General features: G+C 71.4%; 14 protein-coding genes. 3 read left to right on the top strand and 11 right to left on the bottom strand.

What is annotated here, in order from left to right:
- The first annotated feature begins 4 nt into the window (after positions 1-4).
- From zwf to pgl, 3 genes are read left to right on the top strand one after another with little or no spacing between them, the layout of a single operon-like run.
- A complete protein-coding gene (gene zwf, locus AC069K_RS15785; protein WP_467874622.1) occupies positions 5-1,528 on the top strand; it encodes a glucose-6-phosphate dehydrogenase in 1,524 nt (507 codons plus the stop codon).
- The gene (gene opcA / locus AC069K_RS15780) at positions 1,525-2,646 is read left to right on the top strand and encodes a glucose-6-phosphate dehydrogenase assembly protein OpcA (RefSeq protein ID WP_478616270.1); all 1,122 of its coding nucleotides are present in this window, start codon (positions 1,525-1,527) and stop codon (positions 2,644-2,646) included. Before zwf ends, opcA begins: the two co-directional genes overlap by 4 nt.
- Positions 2,643-3,425 carry a 6-phosphogluconolactonase gene (gene pgl, locus AC069K_RS15775; RefSeq protein ID WP_478616267.1) on the top strand — a complete coding sequence of 261 codons (783 nt, stop codon included), beginning with the start codon at positions 2,643-2,645 and terminating at the stop codon, positions 3,423-3,425. Before opcA ends, pgl begins: the two co-directional genes overlap by 4 nt.
- Before the next feature lie 85 nt (positions 3,426-3,510).
- On the opposite strand, the gene AC069K_RS15770 is transcribed toward pgl, so the two are convergent.
- The 11 genes from AC069K_RS15770 to AC069K_RS15720 form a co-directional block, all read right to left on the bottom strand.
- Positions 3,511-4,356, bottom strand: coding sequence for a poly-gamma-glutamate hydrolase family protein (locus AC069K_RS15770; protein ID WP_365105166.1), 846 nt, complete (start codon positions 4,354-4,356; stop codon positions 3,511-3,513).
- A 59-nt stretch (positions 4,357-4,415) separates the two neighbouring features.
- Positions 4,416-5,996 (bottom strand): PH domain-containing protein, encoded by a 1,581-nt coding sequence (locus tag AC069K_RS15765; protein WP_478616263.1) that lies wholly within the window; start codon positions 5,994-5,996, stop codon positions 4,416-4,418.
- Positions 5,993-6,490, bottom strand: a complete 498-nt coding sequence (locus AC069K_RS15760; protein ID WP_478616260.1) for a PH domain-containing protein — start codon at positions 6,488-6,490, stop codon at positions 5,993-5,995. Before AC069K_RS15760 ends, AC069K_RS15765 begins: the two co-directional genes overlap by 4 nt.
- Before the next feature lie 4 nt (positions 6,491-6,494).
- Complete coding sequence (gene pgi, locus AC069K_RS15755; protein WP_478616716.1) at positions 6,495-8,147, bottom strand: glucose-6-phosphate isomerase; 1,653 nt, start codon at positions 8,145-8,147, stop codon at positions 6,495-6,497.
- A gap of 68 nt (positions 8,148-8,215) precedes the next feature.
- Entirely contained in the window at positions 8,216-9,439 is a 1,224-nt protein-coding gene (locus AC069K_RS15750) for an MFS transporter (RefSeq protein WP_478616257.1), read from the bottom strand.
- Positions 9,440-9,561: 122 nt separating this feature from the next.
- Positions 9,562-9,897: an RNA polymerase-binding protein RbpA gene (locus AC069K_RS15745; protein WP_003976875.1), complete on the bottom strand. Its 336-nt coding sequence runs from the start codon at positions 9,895-9,897 to the stop codon at positions 9,562-9,564.
- A 109-nt stretch (positions 9,898-10,006) separates the two neighbouring features.
- Positions 10,007-10,243, bottom strand: coding sequence for a preprotein translocase subunit SecG (gene secG / locus AC069K_RS15740; protein WP_190088918.1), 237 nt, complete (start codon positions 10,241-10,243; stop codon positions 10,007-10,009).
- Positions 10,244-10,353: 110 nt separating this feature from the next.
- A complete protein-coding gene (tpiA, locus tag AC069K_RS15735; protein ID WP_365105180.1) occupies positions 10,354-11,130 on the bottom strand; it encodes a triose-phosphate isomerase in 777 nt (258 codons plus the stop codon).
- Positions 11,131-11,135: 5 nt separating this feature from the next.
- Positions 11,136-12,347, bottom strand: coding sequence for a phosphoglycerate kinase (locus AC069K_RS15730; protein WP_365105183.1), 1,212 nt, complete (start codon positions 12,345-12,347; stop codon positions 11,136-11,138).
- 117 nt (positions 12,348-12,464) lie between these two features.
- Positions 12,465-13,472 carry a type I glyceraldehyde-3-phosphate dehydrogenase gene (gene gap, locus AC069K_RS15725; protein ID WP_358835965.1) on the bottom strand — a complete coding sequence of 336 codons (1,008 nt, stop codon included), beginning with the start codon at positions 13,470-13,472 and terminating at the stop codon, positions 12,465-12,467.
- 272 nt (positions 13,473-13,744) lie between these two features.
- Positions 13,745-16,699, bottom strand: a complete 2,955-nt coding sequence (locus AC069K_RS15720) for a M14 family metallopeptidase (protein ID WP_478616251.1) — start codon at positions 16,697-16,699, stop codon at positions 13,745-13,747.
- Between the last annotated feature and the right edge of the window lie 132 nt (positions 16,700-16,831).

The raw sequence follows: 16,831 nt of genomic DNA, 5'->3' as shown, positions 1-16,831 counted from the left end.
TGCGATTCGCCCAGCGAATCCGCTCCGTGACGCCGCAGACCGACGGCTCCCGCGCATCGCGGGGCCGTCGGGCCTGGTGATCTTTGGCGTCACGGGCGATTTGTCCCGTAAAAAGTTGATGCCCGCCGTCTACGACCTCGCCAACCGCGGTCTGCTTCCGCCGGGCTTCTCCCTGATCGGCTTCGCCCGCCGCGAGTGGCAGGACGAGGACTTCGCCCAGGAGGTCCACGACGCCGTCAAGGCGCACGCGCGGACCCCCTTCCGCGAGGAGGTCTGGCAGCAGCTCATCCAGGGCATGCGCTTCGTCCAGGGCGACTTCGACGACGACGACGCCTTCGAGCAGCTGAAGTCGACGATCGCCGAACTCGACAAGGCGCAGGGCACCGGCGGCAACTTCGCCTTCTACCTCTCGGTGCCGCCGAAGTTCTTCCCCCAGGTCGTCCAGCAGCTCAAGAAGCACGGGCTCGCCGACCAGAAGAACGGCGCCTGGCGCCGCGCGGTCATCGAGAAGCCCTTCGGCCACGACCTGGTCTCCGCCCAGGAGCTCAACCAGGTCGTCCACGAGGTCTTCCCGCCGGACGAGGTCTTCCGGATCGACCACTACCTCGGCAAGGAGACCGTCCAGAACATCCTGGCGCTCCGCTTCGCCAACACCATGTTCGAGCCGCTCTGGAACCGGTCGTACGTCGACCACGTCCAGATCACGATGGCCGAGGACATCGGCATCGGCGGCCGGGCCGGGTACTACGACGGCATCGGCGCGGCCCGTGACGTCATCCAGAACCACCTCCTCCAGCTGCTCGCGCTGACCGCGATGGAGGAGCCCGCCTCCTTCGACGCGGACGCGCTCGCGGCCGAGAAGACCAAGGTCCTGGGCGCCGTACGGCTGCCGAAGGACCTGGGCTCCAACACCGTGCGCGGCCAGTACGCGGCCGGGTGGCAGGGCGGCGAGAAGGCCGTCGGCTACCTCCAGGAGGACGGGATCGACCCCAAGTCGAAGACCGACACCTACGCCGCGGTCAAGCTGGAGATCGACAACCGCCGCTGGGCGGGCGTGCCGTTCTACCTGCGCACCGGCAAGCGCCTGGGCCGCCGCGTCACCGAGATCGCGGTCGTCTTCCAGCGCGCCCCGCACTCCCCCTTCGACCACACGGCGACGGAGGAGCTGGGACAGAACGCGCTGGTCATCCGGGTTCAGCCGGACGAGGGCGTGACCGTACGGTTCGGCTCCAAGGTGCCGGGCACCTCCATGGAGGTCCGGGACGTGTCGATGGACTTCGCCTACGGCGAGTCCTTCACCGAGTCCAGCCCCGAGGCGTACGAGCGGCTCATCCTCGACGTCCTGCTCGGCGACTCCAACCTCTTCCCCCGCTTGGAGGAGGTCGAGCTGTCCTGGAAGATCCTCGACCCGATCGAGCAGTACTGGGACGCCCACGGCACACCCGCGCAGTACGCGTCGGGCACCTGGGGCCCGGTCGAGGCGGACGAAATGCTCGCACGAGACGGACGGAGCTGGCGCCGGCCATGAAGATCGACCTTACGGACACCACGGCCAGCAAGATCAACAAGGCGCTGGTCCAGGGCCGCCGCGCGGTCGGCACCCCCGCCGTCGGCATGGTCCTGACCCTGGTCATCGTCACCGACGAGGAGAACGCCTACGACGCGCTGCGCGCCGCGAGCGACGCCTCGCGCGAGCACCCCTCGCGCACCCTCGTCGTCATCAAGCGCGTCTCGCGCTCGCCCCGCGACCGCACCCAGTCGCGCCTGGACGCCGAGGTCCGGGTCGGCGCGGACGCGGGCACCGGCGAGACGGTCATGCTGCGGCTCTACGGCGAGGTGATCAACCACGCCCAGTCGGTGGTGCTGCCGCTGCTGCTGCCGGACGCGCCGGTCGTCGTCTGGTGGCCGGTGAACTCGCCGATCGACCCGGCCAACGACCCGCTGGGCTCCCTCGCCCAGCGCCGGGTCACCGACACCTACGCGGCCGAGCAGCCCATAGAGGAGCTGACCGCCCGCGCCGACACCTACACCCCGGGCGACACCGACCTGGCCTGGACCCGCATCACGCCCTGGCGTTCGATGCTGGCCGCGGCGCTCGACCAGGTGGCGTGCGAGGTGACCTCGGTCGAGGTGGAGGGCGAGGAGTTCAACCCGAGCTGCGAGCTGCTCGCCATGTGGCTCGCGGACCGCCTCGACGTACCGGTGAAGCGCTCGCGGTCCTCGGGCCCGGGCCTGACCGCCGTACGGATGGAGACGGACTGCGGTCCGATCGTCCTGGACCGCGCAGACGGCTCGCTGGCCACGCTCTCGATCCAGGGCCAGCCGGACCGCGCGGTGGCGCTCAAGCGGCGCGAGACGGCCGAGCTGATCGCCGAGGAGCTGCGCCGGCTGGACCCGGACGACACCTACGCCTCCGCGCTGAAGTTCGGCGTCGACCGGCTCGGCGAGCCGGCGAAGGAGAAGGCTCCGGCCGCCTCCGGGTCCGCCTCGGGCGGTGCGTCCAAGGGTGCGGGCACGTCGGACGGCTCCGACGGTTCGAAGGCTTCGGACGCCTCGGACTCCTCGGACGCCTCGGGTGACGCGCACGGTTCGGACGCCAAGCCCGCCGCGAAGAAGGCTCCGGCCAAGAAGGCGGCGACGAAGTGAGTACCCCTCAGCTCGTCGTCCACCGCGACAAGGAGCTGATGGCGCAGGCCGCGGCGGCCCGGCTGATCACGAAGGTCGTGGACGCCCAGGCCGCCCGCGGTTCGGCGTCCGTGGTCCTCACGGGGGGCCGCAACGGCAACGGGCTGCTCGCGGCCCTCGCCTCCTCCCCGGCCCGGGACGCGATCGACTGGTCGCGGATCGACCTGTGGTGGGGTGACGAGCGCTTCCTGCCCGAGGGCGATCCGGAGCGCAATGTCACCCAGGCGCGTCAGGCGCTGCTCGACGCGGTGCCGGTCGCCCCGGAGCGGGTGCACGCGATGCCCGCCTCCGACGGCCCGTACGGCAAGGACGTCGATGCCGCCGCCGCGGCCTACGCCGAGGAGCTGGCCGCCGCGGCCCGTCCCGGCGACCACGGCGGGGTGCCGACGTTCGACGTGCTGATGCTGGGCGTCGGTCCCGACACCCATGTGGCGTCGCTCTTCCCGGAGCTGCCCGCGGTGCGCGAGACCGAGCGGACCGTGGTCGGGGTGCACGGCGCGCCCAAGCCGCCGCCGGTGCGGGTCTCGATGACCCTCCCGGCGATCCGGGCCGCCCGCGAGGTGTGGCTGCTCGCGGCGGGCGAGGACAAGGCGCGGGCCGCGGCCATCGCCCTGTCGGGCGCGGGCGAGGTGCAGGCTCCGGCCGCGGGTGCGTACGGCCGTGGCCGCACCCTCTGGCTGCTCGACTCCGCGGCGGCCTCCCGGCTGCCGCGCGCGCTGTACCCGCCGGCGTCGCCCTGACCCCGGTGCCGCACGCGCGGACGGGCCCGGTCCACCTTCCGGTGGGCCGGGCCCGTCCGTCTCCGGCCGGGTGCCGGAGCGGGCGTCAGAGGATGATCTGCTCGCCGCCGGACGCCTCCAGCCGGGCGATGGCGGTACGGACCGCCGCCACGAAGGAGTCGTAGACGGCCGTGGTGCTGGTCGCGCGGCCCGCGATGGTGTTCACGCCGAACATGGACTTGCGCAGCTCGGTCGTGATCTCCAGCTGGGCGCCCTTGCCGAGCAGGGTCCGGTTGCAGATGTTGGACGGCTCCACACCCGCCAGGTCCGGCTCGGTCGAGCCGTCGATGGTCTGGAACCCGGCGGCGCGCAGCGCGTCGTGCAGATACGTCTTGAAGGTGCCGTTGAGACCGCCGACCACGACCGCCTCGGGACGGGTGCTGGGCGCCCCGGCCTGGGAGGCGGTGCAGCCGTGCAGGCTGAGCACGTTGAGGTTGGCGGCGGCGATGGACAGGGCCACCTTGTCGTCGCAGTTCTTCGACGTGACGTGCAGCTCGCTGTTGTTGGTGCTGCGGATCGCCTCGAACATCCAGTAGTCGTACGCCGGGCCGCCCTTGGCGACGAGCGTGGCCGGGTCGTATCCGGCGATGCCCAGGCAGAGTTCGGAGGTGCCGCCCTCGATCCCGCCGCCGTGCAGCGCGAGGACAGCCGTACGGCCGTACTGGACGGCCGTCTTCTGGTCGCTGTCGAGCTGCTCGTGGCGCTTGTAGCGTCTGGCGAAGTCGGTGCCCTCCTTTCCGGCGAGCTGGGTGTAGAGATCGGTGTTGGACGCGTAGAGGTCGTTGGCCCCGGTGGCGTGGGCGGCGCTCGCACCGAGCCCGCTCATCAGCGGACCGGCGACGGTGGCGGTGGCGAGGGCGGTGAGGACCGTACGGCGGCTGGTAGTGGTCATGGACGCAATGATCCCTGCGCCGTACGGGTGAACTCCGGCAGGGTCGGGTTCCGGCCATGTCAGCGCGCGCCGGCCGGGTCGCCGGGCTCCGGCGCGGGCTCCCGCTCCCGTATCAGGAACGGCTCCAGGAGCCCCGGGACCGCCTCCGCCGCGAAGGCCAGCCCCTCGGCCTCGGCGGCGTCCCGTACCGCGTAGGCACCGGCGCCGGCGGCCGTCGTGGCGGTCAGGGTGAGGAGCCCCGCACGGCGCTGGAAGACGGACTGCTTGACCGTCCAGCCGATGACGCCGCCGCGCTGGAGGGCGACGGTGGAGCGGCGGACCGTGCCCGAACGGGCCACCAGATAGGCGCCGTCGACGCCGTGCCCCAGGCTCCGGTACGCGTCGAGGGCGAGGGCCACCGCGAGCGGCACGCCCAGCACCGCGATCCCGGCGGCCCCGTAGAGCAGCACCGGGGTCAGCAGCGCCCCGAGCAGGGCCAGGAGCGCCACCGGGACCAGGACGGCGAGCAGCGCCCACCGCACCCGGCGGGTCCGGGCCGCGCGCGGATGCGCGGCGAGCGCGGCCCCGGTCGGGGCGGCCGGCTCGCGCAGCACCCTGGCGGCCACCTCGGCGGCGAGCGCCCGGGGCGCGGGCGGGAGCAGGGTGTCGTGGTCGGCGCGCTCGTCGTCCTCGCCCCGGGCCAGGCCGGTGGCGATCGCGTCGAGCCGGGCCGCGCCGCAGAGCCGGACCCCCAGCGGTTCGACCAGCTCCACTCCGCGCAGCCGGCGCTCCTCGATGGACAGGGAGCGGGAGGTGAACAGGCCCCGGCGCACCCGCAGGGTGCCGCCCGGCTCCCGCTCCAGGCGGTAGTTCCACCACATCTCGACCCAGAGGCCGAGCGCACCGGCCACGCCCACGACGAGCGCCAGGACCACCACGGTGAGGATCATCCAGCCGAGCGGGGTGTCGTGGAAGCGGTCCCCGGCCCAGTCCAGCACCTCGTCCTGGACGCCGAACCAGTCGCTGAGCTGCATCAGTCCGCCGAGCGCGGCCCCGGCGAGGGCCGGCGCCACGAACGACACCGGCGCGTACCGGATCCAGGCCGGGTCCAGCGCCGCCAGCTCGCCCGTGCCGTCGGCGGCGTCGGGCCCGGGTGCCGTGCGGGCCAGCAGCACCCGGCGCAGCCGCTCGCCCTCGGCCCGGGTGACGGGGTCGAGTTCGAGGGTGGACTCGCCGCCGCTGTGCTCGCCGGTGCCGATCCTGACCTTGACCAGGCCGAGGACGCGCAGCAGCGGGTTGGCGGTCAGGTCGACGCTGCGGATCCGCTCGCGGGCCAGCGAGCGGCGCTTCACCAGGAGCAGCCCGGAGTGCAGCTCGGCCCGCTCGGGGCCGATCCGGTACCGGGTGCGGCGCCAGCCCACGTATCCGGCGAGGGCGCCGCCGCCGAGCGGGAGCACGAGCCAGCCGAGGACCACGGCGACGGCCCAGCCGCCCGAGGCCCGGCCCAGCATCGCGAGCGCCGTGGGCAGCCCGGCGCCCACGGCCAGTCCGGCTCCCAGGGCGGTGAAGACGAGCACCCGCCGCCGGTCCAGCCGCAGCCAGGCGTCGGCGGGGACGGGTGCGTCGGCGGGATCGGGGGCGCCGGGCCGGGCGCCGCTCATGTGGCATCCCCCGGGGTCGCCCCCGTGATCCTCGTCAGCCGTTCGGCGAGTTCCGCCGCCACCTCGTGGTGCAGGCCGGTGATCCTCAGGGCGCCCTTGGCGGAGGCGGTGGTGACGGTGACCGTGGCCAGCGCGAACGACCGCTCCAGCGGGCCGCGCACGGTGTCCACGGTCTGGATCCGGGACATCGGCGCGATCCGGGACTCACGCCAGAAGTACCCCGTCCGTACGTACACCGCGTCGTCGGTGACCTCCCAGCGGTGCACCCGGTACCACCACGGGGGCAGCAGGGCGGCGCAGAGCGCGCCCGCCGCCGCGAGCCCGGCCGCCGCCGCGAGCAGCCACGGCCGGGCGGGGGCGATGAGCGCGCCGAGGACCGCGAGGAGCGCCACCGGCCCCGCGGTGAGCGCCAGCCACTGCGCGCGCCACCAGCCGACGGCCGCCGGGTCCAGCGCGTTCCTCGGCGGTCTCAGCACCACCCCCTGCCCCGCCATGGGCTCACCGGCCCCGCAGCGCCCGGTACTTGGCGACCAGGGCCTTGCTGGACCCGTCCAGGCCCGGCACGTCCGCCCCCTCGGTCAGCGCGGGCTCGACGCGCTTGGCGAGCACCTTGCCCAGCTCCACGCCCCACTGGTCGAAGGAGTCGATGTTCCAGATCGCGCCCTGGACGAACACCTTGTGCTCGTACAGCGCGATGAGCTGGCCGAGGACGGACGGCGTGAGCTCGCGCGCCAGGATGGTCGTGGTCGGGTGGTTGCCGCGGAAGGTCTTGTGCGGCACCAGCTCCTCGGCCACGCCCTCCGCCCGGACCTCCTCGGGGGTCTTGCCGAAGGCCAGGGCCTGCGTCTGGGCGAAGAAGTTGGCCATCAGCAGGTCGTGCTGGGCGACCAGGCCCGGCAGGAGGTCGGCGACCGGCTCGGCGAAGCCGATGAAGTCGGCCGGGATGACCTTGGTGCCCTGGTGGATCAACTGGTAGTAGGCGTGCTGGCCGTTGGTGCCCGGGGTGCCCCAGACGACCGGGCCGGTCTGCCAGTCGACCGGGTTGCCGTCGCGGTCCACCGACTTGCCGTTGGACTCCATGTCGAGCTGCTGGAGGTAGGCGGTGAACTTCGACAGGTAGTGGCTGTAGGGCAGCACCGCGTGCGACTGGGCGTCGAAGAACGCCCCGTACCAGACGCCGAGCAGGCCGAGCAGGAGCGGCGCGTTGGCCTCGGCCGGCGCGGTGCGGAAGTGCTCGTCGACCAGGTGGAAGCCGTCCAGCATCTCGCGGAAGCGGTCCGGGCCGATCGCGATCATCAGCGAGAGGCCGATCGCGGAGTCGAACGAGTAGCGCCCGCCCACCCAGTCCCAGAACTCGAACATGTTGGCCGTGTCGATGCCGAAGTCCGCGACCTTGCCGGCGTTGGTGGACAGCGCCACGAAGTGCTTGGCGACCGCCTCCTGATCGGCCCTCAGTTCGGTGAGGAGCCAGTCGCGCGCCGAGGTGGCGTTGGTGATCGTCTCGATCGTGGTGAAGGTCTTCGACGCGATGATGAACAGCGTCTCCGCCGCGTCCAGGTCGCGGACCGCCTCGTGGAGGTCGGCGCCGTCCACGTTGGAGACGAAACGGACCGTCAGGTCCCGGTCGGTGAAGGCGCGCAGCGCCTCGTACGCCATCGCCGGACCGAGGTCGGATCCGCCGATGCCGATGTTGACGACGTTCCTGATGCGCTTGCCGGTGTGGCCGGTCCACTCGCCGGAGCGCACGCGGTCGGCGAAGGCCGCCATCTTGTCCAGAACGGCGTGCACGCCCGGCACCACGTCCTCGCCGTCGACCTCGACGACCGTGCCGCGCGGCGCGCGCAGCGCGGTGTGCAGCACCGCGCGGTCCTCGGTCGTGTTGATCTTCTCGCCGCGGAACATGGCGTCCCGCAGCCCCGCCACGTCGGCCGCGGCGGCCAGCTCGCGCAGCAGCCGCAGGGTCTCGTCGGTGACCAGGTGCTTGGAGTAGTCGAGGTACAGGTCGCCGACCGTCAGGGTGTACCCGGTGCCGCGGCCGGGGTCGGCGGCGAACAGCTCACGCAGATGGGTGTCGCCCATCTGCTCGCGGTGCTTGCCCAGCGCGGTCCACTCGGGCATCCGGTTGAGCCTGGTACGGCCTTCTGCGTTCATCTGTGACATCAGCCCACTTCCTCGTACTCGCGTACGTACCTGCCCCGCTGCCCCTCCAACCTAGTTGATCAGGACGTAAGGGCAGGAATCAGAGCGGCCACGGCGGCCAGGAACAATCCGGACGCCACCAGGGCGGGGGTGTTGAGCCCCCAGGAGGAGGCCGCGGCCCCGCCCAGCAGCGCGCCCAGCGGCGCCCCCGCCACGGCCAGCGTGCGGAAGGCCGCGCTGGTGCGTCCCAGCATGGCCTGCGGGGTGCGCTCCTGCATCAGGGTCACCTGGTTGACGTTCCACACCATTCCCATGACCCCGAACACCGCCATCGCCGCGATCGATACCCACAGTTCCCGTATGGACCCGATCGCCGCCAGGCACACGGTCTGGATCACGCCCGCCATGAGCACGCTGCCCAGCCGGCCCAGCCGGCCGGCCACCCTGGTGGCGAGCAGACCGCCGGCCACGCTGCCCGCCCCGTAGGCCGCGATCGCCGCCGCGTAGCCTCCGTGGCCCGCGTGGAGCCAGCCGGTGACGTGCAGGACCAGGGTGGCGACGAGCGCGCCCACCCCCGTGTTGCAGAGCGTCGTCGCCACGCAGAGCACGCGCAGGCTCCGCTCGCCCCACAGCGCGCGCAGCCCCTCGGCCGTCTCGGCGCGCAGGGTTGAGCCGGGCTTGCGGGCAGCCCGCTCGGGGGCCGGCGTACGCAGCGAGGCCACCAGCGCCGCCGCCAGGGCGAAGGTGAGCGCGTCCGCCACGTACGGCACGCCGTCGCCCGCTGTCAGGAGCAGGGGCACCAGGGGCGCGGCGAGGAAGCCGCCGGCCAGCTGCTGACCGGTCATCAGCCGGGCGTTGGCGCGGCCGAGCGCGGACCGCGGCACCAGCGCGGGCAGCAGGGCCGTCGCCGCGTTGTCGAAGAGCGTCTCCAGGGCGGTCAGGGCGAAGGCGAGCGCGATCAGCAGGGCTATGGAGGCGTGGCCCAGGGCCACGGCGGCGGCGAAGGCGGCCATGAGCACGCCGCGCACCAGGTCGACCGCCCACATGGCCCGGCGCTGGTCCACCCGGTCCGCGACGGCGCCGCCGAGCAGTCCGAAGAGCAGCCACGGCAGGAAGCCGCCCGCGGTGACCAGCGCGACCAGCATCGGATCGGTGGTGAGCGAGGCCGCGAGCAGCGGCAGCGCGGCGGTGCGCAGCGCGTCGCCGAACCGGGAGACGACCGCGGCCGACCACAGCCGCCCGAACCCCCCGCGCCACGCGGGCGCCTCGGCCGCCGCGTCGGCGGGGCTCTCCAGTACGGCCACAACTCCCCCAGGTGATCGACTGATTCACACGGTAGGGGGAGCCACTGACAATCGGCGCTGACCTGGGGGAATACCGAAGGGCCCGGTGGGCGAACCAGGTTCGCCCACCGGGCCCCTCACTGTCAGATCTCGCCGCGGAGCTTGGCGAGCGCCTCCGCGAGGATCGCCTCGCCGTCCGCGTCGCTGCGCCGCTCCCGCACGTAGGCGAGGTGGGTCTTGTACGGTTCCGTGCGCGGCGGGTCCGGGGGGTTGTCCCGGTCCTGGCCGGCCGGGAAGCCGCAGCGCGGGCAGTCCCACGTCTCCGGAACCTGTGCGTCACTGGCGAAGCTCGGCTGCGTCTCGTGCCCGTTCGAGCACCAGAAGGAGATGCGCAGGCGCGGCGCGGACTCGCCGCGCTCGGCCTCACCCATCGGCCCCGCTCCGACCCGGCTTCCCCGGATCGCGTTGCCACTTGCCACGGTCGTAACTCCCTGCGTGATGGTGCTCGAAGATGCCCCAGTCTACGTAAGGCCCAACGCGCGTCCAGCGATTGTGGTTACACCCGCTCCGGAACGCGGAGACGACAGATCAGTTGTCCAGCTTCATCAGGAGACCAAGAACGACAATGCTCGCGAACCACAGCAGACCGACCACGACGGTGATGCGGTCGAGGTTGCGCTCGGCGACCGAGGAACCGCCGACGGACGACTGCATTCCACCACCGAACATGTCGGAGAGGCCGCCGCCCTTTCCCTTGTGCATCAGCACCAGCAGCATCAGCAGCAGGCTGAAGACGATCAGGGCAATCGAGAACCCGACAATCACGGCTGGACCAACTTCCTAGGACTGATATGGCGACGGGGGCCGGGGGGACGTATTCCATAATCCCGAGCCCGACCCCCGCAAGGGTACGACGGATCCGCGCTACCGCATACTCACTGGTCGCGGAAGCGGACGATCTTGACGAACTCGTCCGCGTCCAGTGCCGCGCCGCCCACGAGGGCACCGTCGACGTCCGGCTGCGCCATGATCGCGGCCACGTTCGAGGCCTTGACCGAGCCGCCGTACTGGATGCGGACCCGGTCGGCCAGCTCCTGCGAGTAGAGCTCCGCGAGGCGGGCGCGGATGGCTCCGCACACCTCCTGGGCGTCCTCGGGCGTGGCGACCTCGCCGGTGCCGATGGCCCACACCGGCTCGTACGCGATCACCACGGACTCGGCCTGCTCGGCCGGGACGTCCTTGAGGCCGCCGTCCAGCTGGGCCAGCGTGTAGGAGACCTGGTCACCGGCCTTGCGGACGTCCAGGCCCTCGCCGACGCAGAGGATCGGGGTCAGACCGTGCTTGAAGGCGGCCTTGACCTTGGCGTTGCAGAGCTCGTCGCTCTCGTTGTGGTACTGGCGGCGCTCGGAGTGGCCGACGGCCACATAGGTGCACTTCAGCTTGGCCAGCATCGCGCCCGAGATCTCACCGGTGTAGGCACCGGAGTCCTGCGCCGAGATGTCCTGGGCGCCGTACTTGATCTTGAGCTTGTCGCCGTCGACCAGGGTCTGGACCGACCGCAGGTCCACGAAGGGCGGCAGGACCGCGACCTCGACGGCGTCGTAGTCCTTGTCGGCCAGGGCGAAGGCGAGCTTCTGGACGTGCGCGATGGCCTCGAGGTGGTTGAGGTTCATCTTCCAGTTGCCGGCCATCAGCGGCGTACGGGTGGTCACGGTGTTCAGTCCTCCAGTGCGGCAAGGCCGGGAAGGGTCTTGCCCTCAAGGTATTCGAGGCTCGCGCCGCCGCCGGTCGAGATGTGACCGAAGGCGTTCTCGTCGAAGCCGAGGGTGCGCACGGCGGCGGCCGAGTCGCCGCCGCCCACGACGGTGAAGCCGTCGCAGTTGAGCAGGGCCCGCGCGATCGCCTGGGTGCCGCCCGCGTAGTCGGGGTGCTCGAAGACGCCGACCGGGCCGTTCCAGAAGACCGTCTCCGCGTCCGCGATCTTCGACGCGTACAGCTCACGGGTCCGGGGGCCGATGTCCAGGCCCTCCTTGTCGGCGGGGATCTTGTCCGCGTCGACGGTGACGAAGTCGGCCGGGGCCTTGGTCTTCAGGTCCGGGAAGTCGGACGAGGCCAGGATGTCGACCGGCAGGACCAGCTCGACGCCGCTCTTCTCGGCGCGCTCCATGTACTCCGTGACGACCGGGATCTGGTCCTCCTGGAGCAGCGAGATGCCGACCTCGTGGCCCTGGGCCTTGAGGAAGGTGTACGCCATGCCGCCGCCGATGAGGATGCGGTCGGCCTTGGCGAGCAGCCGGTCGATGACGGCGAGCTTGTCGGAGACCTTGGCGCCGCCGAGGACGACCACGTACGGGCGCTTGACGTCGTCGGTGAGCTTCTTCAGGACGCCGACCTCGGTGGCGATGAGGAAGCCGGCCGCGTGCGGCAGCCGCGCGGGCAGGTCGAAGACCGAGGCGTGCTTGCGGTGCACCGCGCCGAAGCCGTCGCCGACGTAGAGGTCGGCGAGTTCGGCGAGCTGATCGGCGAAGGCGCCGCGCTCGGCGTCGTCCTTGCTCGTCTCACCGGCGTTGAAGCGCAGGTTCTCCAGGACGGCGACCTGGCCGTCGGCCAGCCCCGCGACGGTCTCCCGCGCGGAGTCGCCCACGGTGTCGGTGGCGAAGGCGACGTCGGCGCCCAGCAGTTCACCGAGCCGCTTCGCCGCCGGGGCGAGCGAGAAGGCCGGGTCCGGGGCGCCCTTGGGGCGGCCCAGGTGTGAGGCGACGACCACGCGCGCGCCGGCCTCGGCGAGCCGGGCAATCGTCGGCTGGACGGCGCGGATACGGCCGTCGTCGGTGATGGAGGTGCCGTCGAGCGGCACGTTGAGGTCGGCGCGGACGAATACCCGCTTGCCGGAGACGCCCTCGGCGAGAAGTTCGTCGATCGTCTTCATGTGTTTCTGCGACTCCTTGGAGAAGGACGAGGCAAGCGACAGGGCTCGTGCGGCGCATCGTCGCGCTGCCCGAGCCCTGTGCTCACATCGAGTTGCCTGCCCTGAGACCTATCAGACTTAGAGCTGGCCGCCCACGAAGACGGTGAGGTCGACGAGGCGGTTCGAGTAGCCCCACTCATTGTCGTACCAGCCGAGGATCTTCACCGACTTGCCCTCCTGGACCATGGTCAGGGAGGAGTCGAAGGTGCAGGAGGCCGGCTCGCCGACGATGTCGGAGGACACGATCGCGTCCTCCGTGTACTCCAGGATGCCCTGGAGCTCGCCCTCGGCGGCCTTCTTGAACGCGGCGTTGACCTCGTCCTTGGTCACCTCGCGCTCCAGCTCCACGACGAGGTCGGTGGCCGAGCCGGTCGGGACGGGGACGCGCATCGCGATGCCGTCGAGCTTGCCCTTGAGTTTGGGCAGCACCAGCGCGGTGGCCTTGGCGGCACCGGTGGTGGTGGGGATGATGTTCTCGGCGGCGGCGCGGGCGCGGCGCAGGTCCGAGTGCGGGAAGTCCAGGATGCGCTGGTCGTTCGTGTACGCGTGGACGGTCGTCATCAGACCCTTGACGATGCCGAAGTTCTCGTCGAGGACCTTGGCCATCGGCGCCACGCAGTTGGTGGTGCAGGAGGCGTTGGAGATGACGTGGTGGTTGGCCGCGTCGTACTTGTCCTGATTGACGCCCATCACGATGGTGATGTCCTCGTCCTTGGCCGGAGCCGAGATGAGGACCTTCTTGGCGCCACCGGCGATGTGCTTCTCGGCGTCGGCCTTCTTGGTGAAGATGCCGGTCGACTCGATGACGATGTCGACGCCCAGCTGACCCCAGGGGATGTCGGCCGGGTTGCGCTCGGAGAGCACCTTGATGGTGTGGCCGTCCACGGTGATGGTGTCGGCGGTGTGCGTGACCTCGGCCTTGAGGCGGCCCAGGATCGTGTCGTACTTGAGCAGGTGAGCAGTGGTCGCGGTGTCACCCAGGTCGTTGACAGCCACGATCTCGATGTCAGCACCCTGCTCCAGCAGCGCGCGGAAGTAGTTGCGCCCGATGCGGCCAAAGCCGTTGATGCCTACGCGGATCGTCACGAACCGATCTCCTCGTTAGGTACGCCGGTTTTCGACGCCGGCGAGTTGTATGGGATGTCCCCGACCGCTTATGACCCTACCTCTCCCGGAGCCGTGGAGTGACATCGAGCGCACTCCCCTCAGCGGCCACGACGGCCCGGACATGGCCGACGGCCCATACCTACCAACGGGTAAGGGCCGCCGGGGGGACTTTCGTCCCGACTACGGAGCGTGATGGGCGGGCGAGGGGCACCCCCGTGGTCTCAGCACGCGGATGCCCGGTCCGCCCCGGTTCAGTCCCGCAGGGAGCGGAGCGCCCTGCCGATCACGTTCTTGCGGTCGGCGGCCGACGGCACGTGCTCCAGGCCGAAGCCGAGCAGCACGGTGTCGTGGGTGGTGACGGCCGCCTGGGAGTGGAAGAGCGCCGGGGAGCGGGCCCAGTCGCCGGCGTTGCCGGGGCTGCCGGCCGGCGGTCCCGGCACGCTCCACGGGCCGAGCGCCGTCTCGAAGCCCTCGGCGCCCTGGGCGGTGCCGCCGATGACGAGTCTGGTGTCGTCGACGAAGGCGCCGACGCCTCCGGTGCCGGGGTCCGACACGTAGGAGATGGAGAGCTCGACCCGCTTGCCCGCGTAGGGGCTGAGGTCGACCGAGACCGGCTGCCAGCCGTTGGAGGAGCCGGTGAACCGGTTCCAGGCGCCCGAGGTTCCGCTCGCCGTGCAGGCGCTCGCGCCCACGGTCAGGTAGTGCGCCAGGAACGGGTGCCCCTGGACGTAGTAGCCCTGCTCGCACTGGGCGGGGACCGCCTGGCTGGTGCCGCCGTTGGTGTCCGGCAGGGTCGTCCAGTCCTCCTGCCCCACGGTGTGCGCCTCGACGATCACGTTGTCGAAGCCGGGCTCGGTGTCATAGCTGAGCTGGAACCCCAGGCTCGGCCGGTCGGCCGCCGTCGTGCCGCTCAGATCGACGGTCCTGGACAGCCGCATATAGGCGCTGTCCTGGTGCTGGGCCGCCGCGAACCAGTCGCCCGCGGCCGGCTCGAACGGGGTACGGATGCCCGGGTAGGTGCCCGCGGCGGCGCTCTTGAACTGCGGGAACCGGTCGGGCTTGAGGGTGTCCGAGGTGATCGTGTACGCCCCGGCCAGGTCCAGCGGGTTGTCGCTCGCGTTGCCCAGCGTCGCCCTGGCGCCCGCCAGGCTCCCGGCGCCCTCGAAGGCCGGTGGCGACTTCAGGCCGACGCGGTTGTAGGCGCCGAGGTAGTACTGGGCGAAGTCGTCGGAGTCGGCGCCGCCGAGGTCGACCGTGCCGCCCGCCTTCTCACCGGCGTTGACGAGCCGCCCGCCCTCGTTGAGGAAGTCGCGCACGGCCAGGGTGACGGCGGCCGTGGGCCGCTCGGCGCCCGTGTACCAGACGGCCGTCCGGAAGTGGCTGAGCACGCCCAGCGCGCTCGGGGTGCCCTGGGTGGCCACGTCCCAGACCGCGGACCTGCGGCCGTTGTCGGCGAGGGCCTTGGTGTACGCCCCGGCGTGCCGGGCGGGCGCGGTGCCGCCCTCCTCCGCGATCACCAGGGTGTCGCCCCTGGGCCGGGCGGCCACCGTGTAGGTGAAGGGCGTGCTGGAGGTCCGCTTGCCGGCGCGGGTGCGCCCGGTGAACCAGACCTCCACCGTGGACCCGGTGTCCGCGCCCTCGACGGTGGCCCGGTACTGGTCGAAGTGGAGGTTGTCCTCGCCGCCGTAGACGTCGCCGCCCTTCCAGGCGCGGAGGTCCTCGGTGTGCGTACGTCCGCCGTCGATGCGGTAGTTGAGCCTCTTGTCGCGCACCGACCTGCGGGCGGTGACGGCGACTTCCTGGTCCTCGCCGCGGGCGTACGAGGTGGTGAAGGCGTCCGGGGTGAAGTCGGGGGCGTCGATGCCGACCGGGGAGACCGGCTGGTCGGGGTGGCGCGCGGTGTCGGCGACGGCCAGCGCGAACGGGATGTTCTTGGCGAACTCCTGCTGGATCAGCTTCTCGTCGTCGGGGAAGTTGAAGACCGACTGGCAGTCGCCGGGCTTCCACTGGTCGTCGGGGTCGATCCGGGAGGCCGTCTGGCAGGTCGACATCTCCGGGGTGAACATGTGGATCCCGTTGACGTTCCCCGCGTGTCCGTCGGCCTCGCCGTTGGTGGTGTACAGCTCGGAGGAGAGCTGCGAGTGGTAGCCGGGTATCGCGGGCTTGTCGGGCGTGCCCGCCAGCGCCTTGTAGAGGACGTCGTCCGGGGTGGGGGTGGCGACCTGCCAGCCCACGCCGTACAGCAGGAGCTGGGCCGCGGAGTGGTAGTTGATGGCGTAGGAGAACCCGATCCGCTTCTCGAAGGCGTCCAGCGCCCTGGTCTCCGGCTCGGAGCCGGCGGAGGGGCCGCGGTAGGTCTCGTCGGCGGGGTCGGGCGAGGAACCCTCGTTGTCGTAGCCCCACTTGTACGGGAAGTTGCGGTTGGGGTCGACGCCGTCGCCCGGTGCGGTCTTCCCGTCACCGTTGTTGTCGCGCAGGTTCTTGCGCCACAGCCGCTGCTGGGTGCCGGTGAAGGTGTAGTCGTACCCGTCGGGGTTGGCGGAGAGGACGAACCACAGCTCGGTGGAGTCCACGATCTTGGTGATCCGCGGGTCCTTGCCGTAGTTGTCCAGGTAGTGGTGCATCAGCCGCCGGGTCATCTCCGGGGTGATCCACTCCCGGGCGTGCTGGTTCGACATGTACAGCACGGAGGGCCTGGAGCCGTCCTTGGCCTTGTTCGCGTTCTTGGTGAGCTTGAGCGCGAGGATGTCCTGGCCCTTGACCGTCTTGCCGATCGACTCGACCTTGGTGAGGCCGGGGTGGGCGCGCTGGGTGTCGACGATCTCCTGCCGCAGCCCGTTCGCCCCGCTGTAGGGGCGGAAGACACCGTCCCCCTGGGCCTTGAGGCGCTTCTCGGTCGCGGCCGGAACCGTGTGCTCGGTGAGGTCGACGCCTTGTTTCCGCAACGTGCCGGCCTGCGTCTTCGTGAGGTAGAGCTCGACCTTCGCGGTCCCCTCGGCGGGTACCTGGGCGGTCAGTTCCTGGCCGTCCGCGCCCTGCGCGAGCAGGAGCGGCAGCTGCGCCTTGGTGACGTCGGCGTACCAGACGGACAGTCCTTCGCCGGTGCCGCCCTTGCCGCCCGGGCTCGCGTGGGCGGCTGGTACCGCCGCCAGTCCGGCCGTGAGCAGTGAAGCCGCGGCGAGGATCGCTCTCGCTCTGCGTCTCATTGGCCCCCCTTGCTGTTGTGTGCCACGAAAGTGGACAGACGACAGGCTCATGACACTTCATGATCATGTCAATACTGCGCGAAGGAGGGGGAACCGGAACCGGCGCCCACCAAGTGGGCGCCGTTCACGAAA

This window comes from Streptomyces sp. NPDC043908 (genome assembly GCF_056435525.1).
This window is presented reverse-complemented; position numbering and strand designations above follow the sequence as displayed.

Coding starts and splice junctions, on each gene's coding strand:
- opcA (WP_478616270.1), top strand. CDS start 1,525: ATGAAGATCGACCTTACGGACACCACGGCCAGCAAGATCAACAAGGCG.
- AC069K_RS15730 (WP_365105183.1), bottom strand. CDS start 12,347: ATGAAGACGATCGACGAACTTCTCGCCGAGGGCGTCTCCGGCAAGCGG.
- pgi (WP_478616716.1), bottom strand. CDS start 8,147: ATGAACGCAGAAGGCCGTACCAGGCTCAACCGGATGCCCGAGTGGACC.
- AC069K_RS15760 (WP_478616260.1), bottom strand. CDS start 6,490: ATGGCGGGGCAGGGGGTGGTGCTGAGACCGCCGAGGAACGCGCTGGAC.
- AC069K_RS15765 (WP_478616263.1), bottom strand. CDS start 5,996: ATGAGCGGCGCCCGGCCCGGCGCCCCCGATCCCGCCGACGCACCCGTC.
- AC069K_RS15720 (WP_478616251.1), bottom strand. CDS start 16,699: ATGAGACGCAGAGCGAGAGCGATCCTCGCCGCGGCTTCACTGCTCACG.
- AC069K_RS15770 (WP_365105166.1), bottom strand. CDS start 4,356: ATGACCACTACCAGCCGCCGTACGGTCCTCACCGCCCTCGCCACCGCC.